Below are 18,619 nucleotides of genomic sequence, written 5' to 3' on the forward strand. Positions count from 1 at the left end.
CAACCAGGTGATACGATTGTGGTGCCGTTAGATATCAACTTACGTGATAACTTAGGCTTATGGCAACAAGTGACACAAATCATTTATAACAGCGCGGTTGCCGTTGCTGCAATCCGTGGTTTATAAGGAGTTGGCTATGAAACGTAATACCAATGAGCACTCACAAGCGGGTTCAAATACTAGTTCGAACACTGGTTCTAATACGAGCCCACATCACAGCCAGATAGAGGATGATGAAATCGATTTACGAGAGCTGTTTGCTACTATATGGGCGGGTAAGTTGTTAATCATCAGGTTTACCAGTCTGTTTGCTGTGCTATCTGTTGTTTATGCCCTGATGCAACCCAATGTTTATCGTTCTGAAGCATTATTGGCTCCGGTACAGGAAGGTGATAGTGCATCGTCATTAGCCAGTAAGTTTGGTGGTTTGGCGTCCTTAGCTGGCGTTAGCTTGTCCGGTGGCGGCGGTGCGGATAAAACCGCATTTGCGATTGAGTATATCAAGTCTCGTGCATTCTTAACGACGTTTATCAATAAACACCCGGATGTGTTACCCGAGCTGATGGCGATTGATAAATGGAATGCGGGTAATAATACGATTAGTTATGATACCGAAGTATTTGATGCTGAGACAGGTGTGTGGGTAAGAGAAGTGGATTTCCCCAAACAACCTAAGCCAAGTGTGCAAGAAGCGCATATTATATTCCAAGAACAATTGTCCATTGCTCAAGACAAAGACAGTGGCTTTGTCACTTTGGCGATTGAGCATCAATCTCCGTATGTGGCAGAAAAATGGGTGAGCTGGCTAATTAAAGATGTTAATGATGCACTGCGCGACAATGATGTGGCTCAAGCAGAGCGTTCGATTGAGTATCTGCAATCAGAAATCAACAATACGTCATTATCAGAGATGCGTTCGAGTTTATTTGATTTGGTACAATCACAAACTCAAACCATTATGCTAGCTAATGCGAGTCCTGAGTACATATTTAAGACGCTGGACCCAGCAGTGGTGCCTGAGCTCAAAGCCAAGCCAAAACGTGCGTTAATTGCCGTGTTAGGGATAATGCTCGGTGGCATGCTAGGTGTGTTGATTGTGCTCGTGAGACATTTTATGAATAAAGACGAAGGCGCAGAAGCCTAATCCTTTTTGAGATGAAAATGGTTTCTTACATAGGTATGGCTACTGGAGATCCAGAGGCCATTTTTTTTGTAAATAATTCCTATTTCTAAGACTATTTCTTATTGTGTGTATACTGCATATTTGCTATTGTTCACGCATTGAACAAATAAACTTTTTTTAGTGTATTCTCATTAATTTATAAATAATTTTTTCAAGGAAATCACCTAATAAACAGAGTATTTCCTTGCGGTAGCCTGCACGAAACAAAATTAATACATTGCTTGAACCATTACTAAGGACAAAAGTTGTCTCCTACCCAACGCGAATTTGTACGTTTTAAAGTCTTGCAAGCGATTGAACACAATCCTGCTGCAAGTCAGCGTGAGCTATCCAAAGAGTTAGGTGTGAGTTTAGGCAGTGTCAATTATTGTATAAAGGCGTTAGTGGATAAAGGATTGATTAAGGTCGATAACTTTGTCAAATCAGATAATAAGCGGGGCTATGCCTATTATTTAACGCCACAAGGAATATTGGAGAAAGGTGAGATAACCGGCCAATTCTTGAAACGTAAAAAAGAAGAATATGCATTGTTAAAGGCTGAGATTGCAGAGTTACAGGCTGAGATTGAAAAGGCTGATAACGATAATGGAAACAGTCATATTTATTAGTTTGTTATATATTGATCATTATATTTCACTAAAGCATGCGATTATGCCTCTTATCGAATTATAACAGTGAAATACATTTCCGTTTTATGCCACAACTAACCAGCTAAATAATATGTTATCAGAAGAAACCTTCAAAACAATCGTCGCTTCAACTCCACTGATCTCAATTGATTTAATAGTACGTGATAACCAAAATAATATTCTATTAGGAAAAAGAGTCAATCGTCCTGCAAAAGACTATTGGTTTGTACCTGGTGGGAGAGTACTGAAAGATGAATCTATTGAACTGGCGTTTAACCGCCTGTTAAAAATAGAATTAGGAATAGCAAATACAGTTCCTATTTTTAAAGGGGTTTATCAGCATTTTTATGATGATAATTTTTCTGAAGACGACTTTACTACACACTATGTCGTATTGGCTTATGAAATAAATTTCAACGGTGATATTGCTTTATTACCAGATGTTCAACATCACGATTATCGTTGGTTTTCTGAAAAGTCATTATTAAACAATATTGACGTGCATAAGCATACAAAATGGTACTTTCAAACAGACAAACAAGCAGACAGCTTAATGACTAATATAAAGGTAACAAATAAATGATTACTCCTGTAATAATGGCCGGCGGATCTGGCTCTCGTTTATGGCCACTGAGTCGTTCTTTATACCCAAAGCAGTTTCTCGCTTTAACAGGTGAGAATACCATGTTACAAGAGACGCTTTGCCGTCTATCTGCACTGGATGTTAGCGCACCTTTAGTCATATGTAATGAAGAGCATCGTTTTATTGTTGCAGAGCAATTGCGTTCTATTGATAAAACTGGCTCAATAATTTTAGAGCCAGTAGGCCGTAATACCGCTCCAGCTATCGCGTTAGCAGCTGAAGTAACATTGAATGATCATGACCCTTTGTTACTGGTATTAGCAGCAGATCATGTTATTCAAGATACGGTTGCATTCACTCAAGCTGTTAATAATGCTGTTCCACTTGCCCAAGCAGGTAAGCTTGTGACATTTGGTATTGTTCCTACCCAAGCTCATACCGGATATGGATATATTAAACGTGGGCACGCTGTTTCAGACTCAACTGGTTTTGATGTGTATGCATTTGAAGAGAAGCCTAATTCATCTGTTGCAGCTGAATATGTTGAAAGTGGTAAATATTATTGGAATAGCGGTATGTTTTTAATAAAAGCCAGCCGTTATTTGCAAGAGTTAGAAAAATATTGTCCTGAGATATCTGCAGCATGTAAAAAAGCATTAGAAAATACGACAACTGATAACGATTTTATTCGATTAGATGCTGAAGTTTTTAAACTATGTCCAGATGAATCCATAGATTATGCAGTAATGGAACACACAACCGATGCGGTTGTCGTCCCATTAGATGCAGGGTGGAATGATATTGGCGCGTGGTCTGCGTTATGGGAAGTGAATGATAAAGATGAACACGGTAATACGATTTATGGTGATAGTATTTTACAAGATACAACAAATAGTCTTATCCATGGTGGTGAACGTTTAGTGACGACAATAGGCTTAGACAATGTTGTCATTGTTGATACTAAAGATGCCTTACTTGTGGCAAGTAAAGATAAAGTTCAAGATGTAAAGCAAATCGTTGAAAAACTAAAAGTTGAACAACGTAGCGAATATAAAATACAACGGGAAGTGTATCGTCCATGGGGTAAATATGACTCTATCGACAATGGTAAGCGTTATCAAGTAAAACGCATCACGGTGAATCCTGGAGAAAAACTCTCTATTCAAATGCACCACCATCGCGCTGAACACTGGATAGTCGTATCTGGAACAGCAAAAGTAACTAATGGTGATAATACATTTTTAGTGACTGAAAATGAATCAACCTATATTCCTATTGGCGTAGTTCACGCATTAGAAAATCCAGGTAAAATGCCACTTGAGATGATTGAGGTTCAATCGGGCTCTTACTTAGGTGAAGATGATATTGTTCGTTTTGAAGACCGCTATGGTCGAACATAATTAAGAAAGAAGTTGTTTTTGACGTTGTGCTTACACCAACATCAAATTGTTAATACTTGAGGAATGGAAAGTGAAAAAAAATAAAGTTGCGTTAATTACGGGTGTCACAGGACAAGATGGTTCTTATCTTGCTGAACTATTGTTAGAAAAAGGTTACGAAGTACATGGTATCAAACGCCGTGCATCATCATTAAATACTGAACGTGTTGATCATATTTATCAAGATAACCATGTTAATAATCAAAACTTTTTTCTTCATTACGGTGACTTAACCGACTCATCCAATTTAACGCGCATTATTAAAGATGTGCAACCTGATGAAGTATATAATCTTGGTGCACAATCTCACGTAGCAGTATCATTTGAATGCCCTGAATATACTGCAGATGTAGATGCAATGGGGACTTTACGCTTATTAGAGGCTATTCGGTTTTTAGGTTTAGAGAAAAAAACCAAATTCTACCAAGCCTCCACATCTGAGCTTTATGGTGAAGTTCAAGAGATTCCTCAACGAGAAACAACACCATTTCATCCTCGCTCACCTTACGCTGTTGCAAAAATGTACGCTTACTGGATAGTAGTTAATTACCGTGAATCTTATGGTATGTATGCATGTAATGGCATTCTTTTTAATCACGAATCCCCTAGACGAGGAGAAACCTTCGTGACTCGCAAAATTACCCGTGCAATTGCTAATATCTCTCAAGGTTTAGAGCCTTGTCTTTACTTAGGTAATATGGATGCACTTCGTGATTGGGGGCATGCTAAAGATTATGTCCGCATGCAATGGATGATGTTACAACAAGATACAGCTGATGACTTTGTTATCGCTACGGGGAAACAAATTTCTGTGCGTGAATTTGTTACATTATCAGCTAAAGAAGTAGGTGTTGAATTAGAATTTAGCGGTGAAGGTATTGATGAGATTGCAACAGTAAAATCAATTCAAGGAAATAATGCGCCAGCCTTAAACGTTGGAGATGTGATTGTGCGTGTTGATCCTCGTTATTTCCGTCCAGCAGAAGTTGAGACATTATTAGGTGACCCATCAAAAGCTAAGCATAAATTAGGCTGGGCGCCTCAAATTACAGTAGAAGAAATGTGTGCTGAGATGGTACAAAATGATTTGAATAAGGCAAAACAGCATTCATTACTTAAATTTCATGGTCACGATGTTGCAATCTCAATTGAGAATCAAGGTTAGTCATGACTGACTTTAATACAAGAATTTTTGTCGCTGGACATAAAGGTTTGGTGGGCTCAGCTATTGTTCGTCAGTTAGAATCTGCAGGGTATAGAAATATCATCACACGTAACCGTGATGAATTGGATTTAACAAATCAGCAAGCTGTTAGTAATTTTTTTAAAACTGAAGAAATAGAGCAAGTATATTTAGCAGCAGCGAAAGTTGGTGGGATTGTTGCCAATAATACATACCCAGCAGATTTTATTTATGAAAACCTTATGATCCAGTGCAATATTATTCATAGTGCTCATTTGGCAAACGTTCAGCAATTATTGTTTTTAGGCTCTTCATGTATTTACCCAAAATTAGCAGAGCAACCAATGTTTGAAGTAGCCTTGTTAACGGGCACCTTAGAAGAAACTAATGAACCTTATGCTGTTGCAAAAATTGCAGGAATTAAGTTGTGCGAGAGCTTTAACCGTCAGTATGGAAGGGATTATAGAAGTGTAATGCCTACAAATCTATATGGTGAGAATGATAATTTCCACCCAGAAAATAGCCATGTTATTCCTGCGTTATTAAGACGTTTTCACGAAGCAAAATTAAATGGGGATAATGAAGTAATTGCATGGGGTAGTGGACAGCCAATGCGTGAATTTTTGTACGTTGATGATATGGCCGACGCTTCTATTTATGTTATGAATTTATCCAAGTCTATTTATGATGAAAATACAGAGCCTATGTTGAGTCACATAAATGTGGGGACTGGGATAGATTGTACTATACGAGAATTAGTTGAGACAGTAGCAAAAGTTGTTGGGTTTAAAGGTGAAATTAAATTTGATGAGACAAAACCTGATGGTGCTCCAAGAAAGTTAATGAATGTGTCAAGATTGAAACATTTAGGTTGGGAATATAGTACTGGCTTATATGATGGATTGATATCTACATATACCTGGTATTTAGATAACTATGAAAGTACTCGCAAAAAATAATGCTGGTCATTGGTTGTTAATTTTTAGGTGAAATTAATTATAAATTAAAGTTTTTTCTGGTAACTGTGAAATGTCAAATAAAAATTATCGAATTGCTTATGCACTCAAACAAAATTATGGAAGCGACAGAGAAGTTGGTTGGAATTGGTTAAAGGAAGACCTAGATGAAAATAATAGCGGATTAATATATTTTGTCGGTTATGAGGATTATAAATATTTAGATTTAAAATTAACTAATATTAATTTGAAAACATTCTCATTAGAAAAGTATTTTCTTTACATACCTCGGATGATTAGATTTCAAATTTGGCTTCAATTTATACAAATATATCTGTTGATTAAGATGAATGATTTAGATAAGGTTAATTTTATTACTTTTACGCAAATAGCTAGTTTTATTTGGATTCAACGATTTAAACAAAATATTTGGATCGGTCCAGTTGGAACTATAGCTAAAGTAAATACATGGAAGGACACACCTTTAAAGATAAAATCTATATTAATACATTCAGTTTGTAAGAATATATTAAGGTTAATAACACCACTAAATAATGAAAAAAGATATGTGATACATCCAAACCTAAAAAATTATTTTTCAAGAGAGTCTGATGTGTGTCAAGCAATTTGTCCAGAATACATAAACTATGTAGAAAATAATGAAGAATTGAGTAAATCAATTTCAGTTATAGCTGTTGGGAGAGATGTAAGGTTTAAAAGGTTTAAGTTCATACGTGAAGTTTTTAACATTCTAGGTAAAAGTCATCAATGTTTGTTGATTAATTCGAATTTAGAAAACGGTACTTTAATACAAAATGAAAAATTTTCAGAAATAGGTAAAATAACGAGAGAAGAAGTTTTGAAAAATTTTTCAAAATCTAAAATTCATTTTATGCCTAGTTATGAATTAGCAGGTTATGTAAATTACGAGTCAGTAGCCAATGGTTGTGTTACTATTTCAATGAAAGGTAATGGAGCTAGCTATATTCTCAATCCATCTGAAGATTATTTGTTTAATGAACTAGATACAGCTGAACAAGTTGCAGAAAAAATAATTCATATATTAGAAAATAAAAATATAAACCATGAATACCAACATCAATGTAAAAATTCTAAGTTGAAATTACAAAAAACAAAAAATAAATTATTGGAAATAAAAAAGTGAAAAAAATAATAATTTTAGGTATGCACAGATCTGGTACAAGTGCACTAGCCCGCTTATTGGAAATGAATAAAATAAGTATGGGCCCATTACAAGACAAAAACAATGAAAGTAAACTTTACGCATTTGATATGGTATATTATCTAAACTTCTTAGGGGGAGTATGGGATTCTCCCTGGTCAATTACAAGAGAAAATAACCAAGACTATATTAATGGGAAAGATATATTCCTAAAACAATTGAAAAGAAGATTTAAATTACATCGATTATTATCAACAAATAAAGTTATTGGCTTTAAACATCCTATTGCAAGCCTCTTAGTCCCAGAACTGAGTGAATTAGATAATGTTGTACTTGTTAGAATGAAAAGAGATACTAATGAGATAATAAATTCTCTTTCTAAAAGATCAGTACCAAAACAGAGGTCTTGGTTACCAGGTCAAATACCAAATTCTCAACATAGACAAAATCTTCAGTATTTAGAGAAATTAGTGCATCACTATGAATTTGAATTAGATAGAAATCAGAACCTGATAGATGTAACTATAAATTATAATGATCTAGTAAATGGATTAGAATTAAAAAAATTTGAAAAGATATCAAATCTCATAGGTAAAGAAATTTCAGTGCCAAGTGATTATTTTAAAGCTAGAAATTAATGGGTTTTGTTTATGCACTATTACCTGTAATATTTGCTATATTATCGTTAATCGGAGCTTCTCTCACATATACTAAATTAAGTAGTACACCTTCAGATCCTTATTATGTATACATGACAGTTTGTTTCGCAATTCAATCAATATTTGTTCAACTAATGCATGGTAGGTATTACACGGGTATTTTAGAAAGAAATGGACTAAATGGTTTTGCCAGTACAGTAATAACAATAAATTTTATTTTTACATATTTGGTAATACCAGAAACTTTTGATTTTGATATTTATAGTTTTACTATAATAAATTTATTTTTGTTTACACAGCTGTTCGCTTCTGTTGTTTCTGTAGATAATCATTATCATGGCAAACATTTTATGGGTTCTATATTGCCGCTATTTAATTCATTGTCATTGATCTTAGCATTTTTCTTAAGTGATTACTTGGATATACCAATAAACTATGGTGATTTCTTACTGATTGTAAATAGTGTTATAGTGATTTTGTTTTTAATTTGCACTGAAAATTCTATAAAAATATATAAATTACTTTTTTCAAAATTTTTATGGAACGAATTAAAAAATCCAATAGAAATAATTAAAGATGTTTCAACACAATTCCCAAACAATGTGTTCGGTTTGATTTATGGTGCTTGGTTTTCAAATAGTGCACCTAATTTTTTACCTGATATGGCTTATTCCGATAGGATAGTTAATTCAGGAAGTTCTTTGTTTACATCACAATTAATTCCTATAATTTTGAGGCTACGCAGTGCTGAACTTCAGAATAAAATGATTTTCAATATATTTACCATACTTTTGATTGCTTGCAATTTGAGTATTATTGTATTGCCTTTCTTTAGTGACCTATTAAGTATATCAGATTCAATAGTAATGATAATAACATATCTAATCTGGACTCTTCCATTCCATGTTGTAAATACAATTGTAATACGCTTGGATATTTCAAACGAATATTCTTCAAGGTATATCAAAGGTCTATTATATTTTGTTATTTTGTTTTCTTGTTTTTTAATAAGTGATGATGTTGAAAGTTTTTTGTTAATTTATTTTTTAGCAAGCATGAATTTATTTGTTTTAAATTTAATTCTTTATTTTGGTTGTAAGAATTTTTTACTTAACTTTTACAACACAAAATTCAATTTGGTAACATTTTTCGCATTGTTCTTATGTGGAGCGTTAATGATTTTTGAATCTAATTCTTCTTCTTATTATTATTACTTTACGGTAATAATAGTATTTTTAATTCTAATGAGAAAGGTATTTGAGTTTTTGATTTACTTAAATAAATTGGTGGCTACAAAATGAAAGTTTTTTTAATTGGTGGTTTTGGGAATTATATTTCACAAGTATTGCCTTTTTATGGAAATAAAAATGTTGAGTTTGTAGTATGTAGAAAATCAATATTTTTATTTGGAATGTGGACAATACACACGAATAAGCTTGAAAAATTATTGCTAGAACATTTAAGTGTTATTGGTCATACTGTCTATGAAGATTATGAGTTTTCTTTTTTTCATAAATTATTCTTTTCTTGTTCAAGATTATTAAAGGCAAATATTTTTGGTTTTTGTTGGGTATCTAATCTCAATAATGTTGATGTGAAATTTTTAAGTGGGAATGTAGCTGGGTATTTCCAACGAAAATGTGATTATTATCCTGCTAATATGCTCAAACTAAAAAGTAATCTTGAGAATTTTTTTAATGTTAAAAAAGTGAATACATATAACACAATCCATATTAGATTGGGAGATATGAATTCTATTAAGTCAAGTGTTTACAGAAATGTATATGTTAATGTCTTGTGCAGAAATACTTCTAAAACATACATAGTAACTAATGATAAAAATCGAGCTGAGAGTTTATTACATTTTTCCAATGATTTACTTTTTGGAAACTGTGTTGATGCGGTTGAGGACTTTAGTTGCTTGTTTAATTCTAACTTAATTGCTGTTGCTAACAGTACATTTTCAAGATGGGCTGCTTTGTTGGGTAATGCAAAATTAATAATTGCTCTCAGGTCTGAAAAATTATCTATAGAAAAAAGTAGCTTTGTTTTCGGTGATGAGCTTATGTCGAGGTATTCATTATTGTTGGATAAAGATATAGAGTTTTATGAACCAGAATAGTTATTTTTTCCTTACAATTATTTTTTTGGTTATGCTAAGCCTTTTTCAACAATTTTTTATGTTTGTCTTACCTAGCTATAGTATTGGTTTATTTGAAACACAAGTACAAATGGCTGATGCAACAGATTTAAACTTTTTTTTATATTTTTCAAATTATAATTGTTTATTATCATTTGAGAATTGGAAACTTGATGTTACATGGGGGTCTATATCATCTGTGTTCCTAAATAGTGTGTTATGTAAAATTTCCTCTGTAAATTTCCTAGGTTTTTTATTTGGTCCCCTGATATTTTTAATTTTTTACACTTATTCGTTACATCAAAAAAATAATGTAGTATATATAATTTTGTTACCTTATTCTATGTATTTAAACGGTATGCCCAGTAAAGAACTAATCTCTATTTGTTTTGTATTGTCTGCGTATATTTTGTATAAAGAAAATAAAATTAAGTTATTACCAATTTTAATGTTGTCTTTGTTTATTACAGCTGAAATGTTCTCAAGGCCTTGGAATATTTTAATAATTTTGGTGGCATATATTTTGTCTTTAAGAAAATTCTCCTTTAAGTATTTATTTTTATTGTTTTCTGTTTTTTCCATATCTATTTTAATTGTTAATGGTTTAGCAACTAATGTAGAATTTAATCCCCTAATTAATAAGTTTTTGTATAATCAAAACTTTTATATTGATGCGCGAATGGAATTTTTACGCCCCTTTGTTTCAAGTGATAATATAATTCTGCATTCTATATTATATCCTGTTAGACTGTTAATTGTTGTTTTTGGTATAATTTTATCTTTTTTTAATATTGTTAATTCTTTTTTAACTGATTCAAGAGATGAGTTGTTTTTAGTTTTTCGTGTTTTTCCATTCTTTTTGAGAGTGATTGATGCGATAGTGCTTTTATTTTTACTAGGTAGAATTTTTAAATATTTGAGTTATTTTAGGTGTTCAGAGTTATTTATAATTTGGTTTTTTGTTATTAATACTTTTTTAATTTTATTTATGGGGATTAGTGAAAAATCTAGATATATTTTCTCTTTGACACCATTGTTACTGATAGCGTTTAATAATTTGAGAAAATATGATAAAAAATAATTTTTTTTCTGTGATAAAGCGTTTTAAACCTTATTACAAACCCTTAGATTTCACCAATATTGAATTTAGGTTTGATATACCATTACTTATATTAGTTGCCGAGAAAGATTTACAAGTTTTTCAAAAAAATCTTGAACATCTGAAAAATATCGGTTTCACTGATTTTTATGTAATATGTCAAGATCAAATCTATAATAATGTAATTGAAGACGGAATTAAAGTCTATAAAGATAGTGAATTTTTATCTTTATCAGGCCTTAACAATGTTGACCTAAATCCTTGGTACTTGCAACAGTTAGTAAAGTTATTAAGTCCTTCTGTATTAGATTTAGATGAGCTGTATATTCTCGATTCAGACACTTTGTTGTGTTACGGAATACCCGCATTGAATGGTTGTGTTATGTTATTGAGCTCATATGAAAGCTCTAGTTTTTATTATAAATTCATTACAAAATGTTCTTTATCTCTCCATAAAAATAGTTTTGTATCTCATCAATCTTTCCATAGTAAAGAAATTTTAACCAAAATCCTAAGTATGGAGCCTATTATAAAAGCAGGTGGTCTTTCTCATTTCTTTCTATTATGTTTTAAACAAAATATCCGCCCTAGTGAATATCAATTAATAGGTCAATTGCGACGTGATTTTATTGGTGCACCTGTCTTATATTTTTACAATAAAAACGTACTTAAATTGAAATTTTTTAAATTTGATTGTAAGTTTTTGTCAGTGTCATTACAGGAATGGAGAACAAAACAAAATTGGATTAAGCGTTTTTTTATAAATTTTTTTAAAGTTTAGAGGTTTTATGATAAATTTTGAATATTTAGAGAGTAATATTAGTAAGTTCAAAAATGAGTTTTCAGATAATAATCTTTTCAATTATATTATCATTGATGGATTCTGTGATAATAATTTGCTTTTAAAAGCAGTTTCTCAAATTCCAGATCCTATTGATTCTTCAGTTGAAAAAAGTCGCGATTTTATTTTTGCTAAGAATAAATATGAAAAGTCTGGTTTTGAGGAAATTTCTCCAGAGTTTAGTATACTTAAAAACGATTTTTTTTCTAATAGATTTAACAGTATTATACAAGAAATAACAGGAAGAGATGTTTTTGTTGATCCTAGTTTTCATGGTGGTGGATTGCACCAAGGTGGTAAAGATTCTTACCTAAATATGCATGTTGATTTTAATTACCATCCCCTGAATGAAAACTGGTTTAGAGATGTTAATATTTTATTATATTTAAATGAAAATTGGAAAAAAGAATACGGTGGAGAGTTAAAACTCAGAAATGGTCTGAAAAAAGGTAGTAAGCCAGTTTTAATTGAACCTATTTTTAACAGAGCCGTTATAATGTTAACACGGGATTATACATTCCATGGTTATGATAAAATTAATTTTCCTGAAGGGCAATATAGACGTTCTATAGCAGCTTATGGTTATTCGGTACAGGAGCCAACAGAAGAAGCAAGGACTACCGTCTGGTATCCTGAAAATGTTGGCTTCGTCAAAAAGTTACTTGGTATACATATGCCCAAAATAATTAAGTATAAAAGTAAGATTCTAGGGTCTGGTACAAAAAAAAATAAGTAGGTATTATGTTTTCAGTAATAGGCACAGTCGGTGTCCCTTCATCTTATGGCGGTTTTGAATCATTAGTTGAAAACCTTATACCGTCTAAAAAAATAGGTTTGGTTTATTGCTCTGCCCCAGAGTACATAAAACATCCTAGTAGTTATAAAAATACAAAGCTAAAGTTTGTAAATCTAAAGGCAAATGGAATTCAAAGTATACCTTATGATGTTTTTTCTATACTTCATTCTTTATTTTTTACAAGACATGATTTACTGGTTTTAGGTGTATCTGGAGCAATAGCAATTCCGATATTCAAATTGTTTTCCAATAGAAAAGTTGTTACTAATATTGATGGCTTGGAATGGAAAAGGAATAAGTGGGGCCGACTTGCTAAGTGGTTCCTTCGGTTATCGGAGAGAATCGCCGTTAATTATTCGGATGTTATTATTGCGGATAATGAGGCAATTGAAGGGTATGTTAATTCTTGTTACGGTACGAATGCAAATGTGATTGCTTACGGTGGGGATCATGCCATCAGAGGTGATATACCCATTGTAAAAAGCGACTATTCATTAGCCTTGTGTCGTATTGAGCCTGAAAATAACATCGAGATGATCCTGATTGCGTTTAGTAAATGTAGATACAAGAGGTTAAAGTTTATAGGTAACTGGAATAATAGTGAGTATGGTAAAAAATTAAAAAGCAGATTTATACACTTTCCTAATATTGAACTTATAGATCCTATTTATGACATAGATGAATTATTTGAAATTAGAAAAAATGCAAATTTATACATTCACGGCCATTTAGCTGGTGGTACAAATCCTTCATTGGTAGAAATGATGTTTTTTGATATACCTATTTTATGCTTTGATTGTAATTACAATAGGTATTCTACTGAAGGAATGTCTAATTATTTTATCAATGCAGATCATTTAGCCATTTTATTAAAAACAGAATTGCAGTCCAATGGGATGAAAGAGATCGCTGAACGGCGATATACATGGGATATTGTGAAAAGGCAGTACGAGGATTTATTTTAAATGTATGAACGTAAAGGTATTATATTAGCTGGTGGAAATGGCACAAGACTTTACCCTCTTACAAAAGTAGTTAGTAAGCAACTTATGCCAGTTTATGATAAACCTATGGTGTATTATCCTCTTGCAACATTGATGCAGGCTGGTATTAAAGAGATTTTGCTTATATCTACTCAAGAGGAAATAAAACGCTTTAAAGATTTATTGCTTGATGGTTCGAATTTTGGTATATCAATTTCTTATAAAGTTCAACCAAATCCAGACGGTCTAGCTCAGGCTTTTATTCTAGCTGAAGAATTTTTAAACGGTGCTCCTGCGGCCTTAATTCTTGGTGATAATTTGTTTTACGGTCAAGATTTAGTAAATTCACTTAAACTTGTAAATAATCGGCTGGAAGGTGGCACAGTATTTGGTTACCATGTATCTACCCCGAATTCGTATGGAGTCGTTGAGTTTGACCATACCGGTACCGCAGTTTCTATTGAAGAAAAACCAGTGGTACCAAAGTCTAACTACGCAGTTCCAGGTTTATATTTTTTTGATGAGCGTGTAGTGGAATTCGCAAAAAATGTAAAACCTTCTATACGAGGTGAGCTGGAAATTACTGATGTTATTGACCAGTATTTAAAAGCAGGTGATTTGAAAGTTCAAATTATGGGGCGTGGCACTGCATGGTTAGATACCGGTACCCATGACGACTTGCTCGCTGCCGCCCAATTCATCGCGACTATTGATAAGCGACAAGGACTTAAGATCAATTGCCCGGAGGAAGTTGCTTATCGTAATGGTTGGTTAACCGATGAAAAGCTTCGAGATATAGCACAACCCCTTCTTAAAAGTGGGTATGGTGAATATTTATTAAAATTGATTGATGAGAGAGTTTTTTAATGAATATCATTGACACAACAATCCGTGATGTAAAGATAATTCAGCCAAAAGTATTTGGTGATGAACGTGGTTTTTTTATGGAAACGTTCCATGATGATTGGTTTCGAAAAAATATTGCAGATGTTACTTTTGTCCAAGACAACCACAGTAAATCTAACCAAGGCATTTTGCGCGGCTTGCATTACCAATTTAAATATACCCAAGGTAAGTTAGTCCGTGTCACTTCGGGTGAAGTCTATGACGTTGCTGTTGATATGCGAAAATCATCTTCTACTTACGGACAACATATTGGTGTGAATCTGTCGGCTAAAAATAAACGCCAGTTATGGGTCCCACAAGGTTTCGCTCATGGCTTCTATGTTATTAGTGATTCAGCAGAGTTTGTTTATAAATGCACAAATTATTATGCGCCAGAGCACGAAATTTCTTTACTATGGAATGATCCAGCTTTAGACATTCAATGGCCGTTGGACAATGGAAAAGCACCTTCGTTATCAACAAAAGATGAAGCTGGAATTTTGTTTAAAGATGCGCCAACATTTACATCTATTTTTGACTATAGCTAGGTACCCCATGAAAATAATTGTAATAGGTAAGTCGGGGCAACTGGCTTGGGAGTTAAGTCAATTTGTATCTACTGAACATGAGGTGGTCTGTTTAGGGCGCAATGATATAGACCTGCAAAACTTTGTTGCAATGACAGAATGTTTAAAGCACCAAAAAGTAGAAGGTGTTATTAATGCATCGGCATACACCTTAGTTGATAAAGCCCAAAGTGATATTGATAATGCTTATGCGCTTAATTCTGAAGCTGTTGGGAACTTAGCCCAGGCGTGTAAAAGCTTATTTGTACCCTTTGTGCATATATCTACCGACTTTGTTTTTCACGGTGATAAAGGTGTGCCGTATTTACCCGATGATAAAATACAACCTTTAGGTGTGTATGGTGCTAGTAAAGCTGAGGGCGAGAAATTAATTACTAATACTTATTCAGAAAGAAGTTGCATTATTCGGACCTCCTGGGTGTATTCAACGCATGGTAATAACTTTGTAAAAACTATGTTGAATTTAATGCGAACAAAACCTGAAATTAGTGTTATTAGTGACCAAATTGGCACTCCTACTTACGCAAAAGGCTTAGCAGAGGCCAGTGTAGCTAGCTTAATAAATAATGTTAGTGGTATTCATCACTATACAGATACAGGTGTTGCAAGTTGGTATGATTTTGCTGTTGCTATCCAACGCATAGGCCTTGAACTTGGCCTATTGGATAAAATAATACCAATTAAACCCATTACTACTGAACAATATCCAACACCCGCTCAACGCCCTCATTATAGCGTGTTAGACAAATGTAGTTTTGTAAGAGCATTGCCAGAGTTCTCCTTTAACCATTGGCAAACACAATTACATATGATGATGAAGTCATTAAAAACTGAGTTGTCTTAGTTTTACCATCTAACTCAGCAGCGAGAAAATATCATTTATGTAAGGAATTTTAGAGATTTATTATGAAAAAATTACTAGTTACTGGTGGTGCCGGTTTTATTGGTGCTAACTTTGTACATTATTGGCTTGAAAAATATCCTTCAGATAACGTTGTGGTTGTTGATGCCCTAACTTACGCTGGCAATATTGCCAATTTAGACAGAGTGAAAAACAAAGCTAACTTCAATTTCGTGTATGGTAATATTTGTGACCAAGCGTTAATCGAAAAATTATTATGTGATCATAATATTGATACATTAGTGCATTTTGCCGCTGAATCACATGTTGATCGCTCTATCACCGGTCCTGATGCGTTTATTGAAACTAATATTATGGGTACTTATAGCTTACTTAAAGCGGCTAAAAAAGTGTGGTTAGAAGGAGAGAGGATTTTTGAAAAACATCGTTTTCATCATGTCTCTACTGATGAAGTGTATGGAACGCTTTCACTAACCGACCCAGCTTTTACAGAAGATACTGCTTACGCACCTAACTCACCCTATTCTGCTAGTAAAGCAGCAAGTGACCATTTAGTTCGTGCATACCACCATACTTATGGCTTAAATGTTACTACTAGTAATTGTTCTAACAATTATGGACCGTATCATTTTCCTGAAAAACTTATTCCTTTAGTTATTACCAATATTTTGCATGATAAAGCTTTACCCATCTACGGTGATGGCCAACAAATTCGTGACTGGTTATACGTTGAAGACCACGCTTACGGCATTGATTTAGTATTGCAAAATGGCCGGGTGGGTGAAAATTATAACATTGGGGGCAATAATGAATGGACCAATATTGAGATAGTAAAAACTATTTCAAAATTAGTTGAACAAGAATTTTTGAAAAATAAAGAGTTGTCTAAGTGTTTTCCAAATGCAAAAGCAGCAATGGAAGAAAATACCGAATCACTTATTACTTATGTTAAAGATAGGCTCGGTCATGATCGTCGTTATGCTATTGATGCAACTAAAACCAATAATGAACTTAGCTACAAGCCGAATGAGTCTTTTGAAACCGGCATTGCTAAAACCGTCTCCTGGTATCTGAATAATGAAGAGTGGTGGCAAAGCGTGATGGATGGCTCTTATCAGAATTGGATAACTGAGCAGTATTCATAATTTATTTAATTAACGGGGAAATTAATATATTACTGTAATACCCCCGAAAAAAGAGAGCAGTTTTAACTAAAAAATTCCGCTAAACTATTAGTAAAGGAGTTTTCAATGAGAAAATCAAAATTTAGTGATAGTCGGATAATGGCCATCCTTAAACAAAACCAACAAGGTGTTTCTGTTCCTGATTTGTGCCGTGAGCACGGGATGAGCAGCGCAGAATTTTATAATTGGCGTTCTAAATTTGGAGGCATGGATGCTTCAATGATGAAGCGTCTTAAAGAGTTGGAAGAAGAAAATAAACGATTGAAAAAGATGTATGCTTAAGAGCGTATTAAAGCGGATATCCGTCAGGGGATCATTGAGGGAAAGCTTTAACGCCATCAAGACGACGTGAGGTGGCGAAAGAGCTGGTAAATATCCGTCGCTTTAGTATTCGATTGGCTTGTGCATGTGTTGATATAAGTGAAAGTCGTTATCGTTACCAAGCGAAACACTCGACTGAAAACGCTCTGATAGCTTATTGGCTTTTACGCTTAACGACAACGCATAAGCGTTGGGGTTTTGGCTTATGCTTTATGTATTTATGCAACGTTAAAGGCTTCAGTTGGAATCATAAACGCGTGTATCGCATCTATCGAGAATTAGAGCTGAACTTGCGGATAAAGCCTCGTAAGCGTTTAAAGCGTGATAAACCGGATGCTTTGAGTGTACCTATCTCAATGAATCAAGTATGGTCGATGGATTTTATGTCAGATAGCTTAATTGATGGGCGTAGTATTCGCACATTTAATTTTATTGATGATTATAACCGTGAAGGATTAGCCATTGATGTAGACTTATCAATGCCCAGTTTACGAGTAATTAGAGCACTTGAACAAGTAATTGAATGGCGGGGTAAACCAGCAGCAATTAGATGTGACCGGTGACCGGCGCAGAATAGACCTGAATATATATCAAATCAACTGGTCACGTGGGCCAATAACCAGAAGATCACATTAATATATATTCAACCTGGCAAGCCGACTCAAAATGCATATATTGAAAGATTTAACCGAACGGCACGACATGAATGGTTAGATATGAACTTGTTTCATAACATAGAAGAAGCACAAGAGATGGCAACTAAATGGCTTTGGACATACAATAACATTAGGCCTAATAGCGCAGTAGGTGGAGTTCCACCAAGAACCTTAATATCAGCAGCGTAATTTTTCTAGGAATGATTACTGTCTAAAATGGGGGCATTACACCTCGATACGCCAACATCCTCAGTAATTTTATTAGCTGAAGATTCTCTTAAACACAATTCTATCACCGCTTTTTTCTTTAGTTTGTTGTTAATAATTTTTGGTTTTAATTTGGCAGTCTTTCGTCGTGATGAAGGGGCACTATTGTGTCCGTCCGGTAAACACCACTAATCTAGATCTACATTCCAAGGTAGTAATGTATCGACATCAATCTCAGGTTGA

18 protein-coding genes and 1 pseudogene are annotated in these 18,619 nt (G+C 33.7%); all 19 read left to right on the top strand.

Annotated features, from left to right (window positions below):
* The first annotated feature begins 136 nt into the window (after window positions 1–136).
* The 19 genes and pseudogenes from ACSHXM_RS16090 (at window position 137) to ACSHXM_RS16180 (ending at window position 18,358) form a co-directional block, all read left to right on the top strand.
* Window positions 137–1,144: a Wzz/FepE/Etk N-terminal domain-containing protein gene (locus ACSHXM_RS16090; RefSeq protein ID WP_435690314.1), complete on the top strand. Its 1,008-nt coding sequence runs from the start codon at window positions 137–139 to the stop codon at window positions 1,142–1,144.
* A gap of 284 nt (window positions 1,145–1,428) precedes the next feature.
* Window positions 1,429–1,791, top strand: a complete 363-nt coding sequence (locus ACSHXM_RS16095; protein WP_435690316.1) for a MarR family EPS-associated transcriptional regulator — start codon at window positions 1,429–1,431, stop codon at window positions 1,789–1,791.
* 112 nt (window positions 1,792–1,903) lie between these two features.
* A complete protein-coding gene (locus tag ACSHXM_RS16100; protein WP_435690318.1) occupies window positions 1,904–2,395 on the top strand; it encodes a GDP-mannose mannosyl hydrolase in 492 nt (163 codons plus the stop codon).
* Entirely contained in the window at window positions 2,392–3,795 is a 1,404-nt protein-coding gene (locus ACSHXM_RS16105) for a mannose-1-phosphate guanylyltransferase/mannose-6-phosphate isomerase (protein WP_435690320.1), read from the top strand. Before ACSHXM_RS16100 ends, ACSHXM_RS16105 begins: the two co-directional genes overlap by 4 nt.
* Window positions 3,796–3,865: 70 nt before the next feature.
* Complete coding sequence (gene gmd / locus ACSHXM_RS16110) at window positions 3,866–4,999, top strand: GDP-mannose 4,6-dehydratase (protein ID WP_435690322.1); 1,134 nt, start codon at window positions 3,866–3,868, stop codon at window positions 4,997–4,999.
* Window positions 5,000–5,001: 2 nt separating this feature from the next.
* Complete coding sequence (fcl, locus tag ACSHXM_RS16115) at window positions 5,002–5,976, top strand: GDP-L-fucose synthase (RefSeq protein WP_435690324.1); 975 nt, start codon at window positions 5,002–5,004, stop codon at window positions 5,974–5,976.
* Between the two features lie 70 nt (window positions 5,977–6,046).
* Complete coding sequence (locus ACSHXM_RS16120; RefSeq protein WP_435690326.1) at window positions 6,047–7,138, top strand: glycosyltransferase; 1,092 nt, start codon at window positions 6,047–6,049, stop codon at window positions 7,136–7,138.
* Window positions 7,135–7,794: a hypothetical protein gene (locus ACSHXM_RS16125; RefSeq protein ID WP_435690328.1), complete on the top strand. Its 660-nt coding sequence runs from the start codon at window positions 7,135–7,137 to the stop codon at window positions 7,792–7,794. The genes ACSHXM_RS16120 and ACSHXM_RS16125 overlap by 4 nt, the downstream gene beginning before the upstream one ends.
* Complete coding sequence (locus ACSHXM_RS16130; RefSeq protein ID WP_435690330.1) at window positions 7,794–9,116, top strand: hypothetical protein; 1,323 nt, start codon at window positions 7,794–7,796, stop codon at window positions 9,114–9,116. The genes ACSHXM_RS16125 and ACSHXM_RS16130 overlap by 1 nt, the downstream gene beginning before the upstream one ends.
* Entirely contained in the window at window positions 9,113–9,937 is an 825-nt protein-coding gene (locus ACSHXM_RS16135) for a hypothetical protein (RefSeq protein WP_435690332.1), read from the top strand. Before ACSHXM_RS16130 ends, ACSHXM_RS16135 begins: the two co-directional genes overlap by 4 nt.
* Complete coding sequence (locus tag ACSHXM_RS16140; RefSeq protein WP_435690334.1) at window positions 9,924–11,036, top strand: hypothetical protein; 1,113 nt, start codon at window positions 9,924–9,926, stop codon at window positions 11,034–11,036. Before ACSHXM_RS16135 ends, ACSHXM_RS16140 begins: the two co-directional genes overlap by 14 nt.
* Window positions 11,023–11,835 carry a hypothetical protein gene (locus ACSHXM_RS16145; RefSeq protein WP_435690336.1) on the top strand — a complete coding sequence of 271 codons (813 nt, stop codon included), beginning with the start codon at window positions 11,023–11,025 and terminating at the stop codon, window positions 11,833–11,835. Before ACSHXM_RS16140 ends, ACSHXM_RS16145 begins: the two co-directional genes overlap by 14 nt.
* A gap of 7 nt (window positions 11,836–11,842) precedes the next feature.
* Window positions 11,843–12,631, top strand: a complete 789-nt coding sequence (locus ACSHXM_RS16150; RefSeq protein ID WP_435690338.1) for a 2OG-Fe(II) oxygenase — start codon at window positions 11,843–11,845, stop codon at window positions 12,629–12,631.
* Between the two features lie 5 nt (window positions 12,632–12,636).
* Window positions 12,637–13,656, top strand: a complete 1,020-nt coding sequence (locus tag ACSHXM_RS16155) for a DUF1972 domain-containing protein (RefSeq protein ID WP_435690340.1) — start codon at window positions 12,637–12,639, stop codon at window positions 13,654–13,656.
* Window positions 13,657–14,541, top strand: a complete 885-nt coding sequence (rfbA, locus tag ACSHXM_RS16160; RefSeq protein WP_435690342.1) for a glucose-1-phosphate thymidylyltransferase RfbA — start codon at window positions 13,657–13,659, stop codon at window positions 14,539–14,541.
* Window positions 14,541–15,107, top strand: a complete 567-nt coding sequence (gene rfbC / locus ACSHXM_RS16165; protein WP_435690344.1) for a dTDP-4-dehydrorhamnose 3,5-epimerase — start codon at window positions 14,541–14,543, stop codon at window positions 15,105–15,107. Before rfbA ends, rfbC begins: the two co-directional genes overlap by 1 nt.
* 7 nt (window positions 15,108–15,114) lie before the next feature.
* Window positions 15,115–15,990: a dTDP-4-dehydrorhamnose reductase gene (gene rfbD, locus ACSHXM_RS16170; RefSeq protein ID WP_435690347.1), complete on the top strand. Its 876-nt coding sequence runs from the start codon at window positions 15,115–15,117 to the stop codon at window positions 15,988–15,990.
* 62 nt (window positions 15,991–16,052) lie between these two features.
* Complete coding sequence (gene rfbB, locus ACSHXM_RS16175) at window positions 16,053–17,153, top strand: dTDP-glucose 4,6-dehydratase (protein ID WP_435690349.1); 1,101 nt, start codon at window positions 16,053–16,055, stop codon at window positions 17,151–17,153.
* A 105-nt stretch (window positions 17,154–17,258) separates the two neighbouring features.
* Window positions 17,259–18,358 (top strand): annotated as a pseudogene (locus ACSHXM_RS16180) (IS3 family transposase).
* Window positions 18,359–18,619: the final 261 nt, after the last annotated feature.

The organism is Paraglaciecola sp., assembly GCF_051252315.1.
In the GTDB taxonomy this organism is placed as follows: Bacteria; Pseudomonadota; Gammaproteobacteria; order Enterobacterales; family Alteromonadaceae; genus Paraglaciecola.

Excerpts from the sequence above, each read along its gene's own strand:
- ACSHXM_RS16155 (WP_435690340.1), top strand. The coding sequence starts at position 12,637 with ATGTTTTCAGTAATAGGCACAGTCGGTGTCCCTTCATCTTATGGCGGT.
- ACSHXM_RS16100 (WP_435690318.1), top strand. The coding sequence starts at position 1,904 with ATGTTATCAGAAGAAACCTTCAAAACAATCGTCGCTTCAACTCCACTG.
- ACSHXM_RS16090 (WP_435690314.1), top strand. The coding sequence starts at position 137 with ATGAAACGTAATACCAATGAGCACTCACAAGCGGGTTCAAATACTAGT.
- ACSHXM_RS16130 (WP_435690330.1), top strand. The coding sequence starts at position 7,794 with ATGGGTTTTGTTTATGCACTATTACCTGTAATATTTGCTATATTATCG.
- rfbC (WP_435690344.1), top strand. The coding sequence starts at position 14,541 with ATGAATATCATTGACACAACAATCCGTGATGTAAAGATAATTCAGCCA.
- ACSHXM_RS16140 (WP_435690334.1), top strand. The coding sequence starts at position 9,924 with ATGAACCAGAATAGTTATTTTTTCCTTACAATTATTTTTTTGGTTATG.
- rfbA (WP_435690342.1), top strand. The coding sequence starts at position 13,657 with ATGTATGAACGTAAAGGTATTATATTAGCTGGTGGAAATGGCACAAGA.
- ACSHXM_RS16150 (WP_435690338.1), top strand. The coding sequence starts at position 11,843 with ATGATAAATTTTGAATATTTAGAGAGTAATATTAGTAAGTTCAAAAAT.
- rfbD (WP_435690347.1), top strand. The coding sequence starts at position 15,115 with ATGAAAATAATTGTAATAGGTAAGTCGGGGCAACTGGCTTGGGAGTTA.
- ACSHXM_RS16145 (WP_435690336.1), top strand. The coding sequence starts at position 11,023 with ATGATAAAAAATAATTTTTTTTCTGTGATAAAGCGTTTTAAACCTTAT.
- rfbB (WP_435690349.1), top strand. The coding sequence starts at position 16,053 with ATGAAAAAATTACTAGTTACTGGTGGTGCCGGTTTTATTGGTGCTAAC.
- ACSHXM_RS16105 (WP_435690320.1), top strand. The coding sequence starts at position 2,392 with ATGATTACTCCTGTAATAATGGCCGGCGGATCTGGCTCTCGTTTATGG.
- fcl (WP_435690324.1), top strand. The coding sequence starts at position 5,002 with ATGACTGACTTTAATACAAGAATTTTTGTCGCTGGACATAAAGGTTTG.
- ACSHXM_RS16120 (WP_435690326.1), top strand. The coding sequence starts at position 6,047 with ATGTCAAATAAAAATTATCGAATTGCTTATGCACTCAAACAAAATTAT.
- ACSHXM_RS16135 (WP_435690332.1), top strand. The coding sequence starts at position 9,113 with ATGAAAGTTTTTTTAATTGGTGGTTTTGGGAATTATATTTCACAAGTA.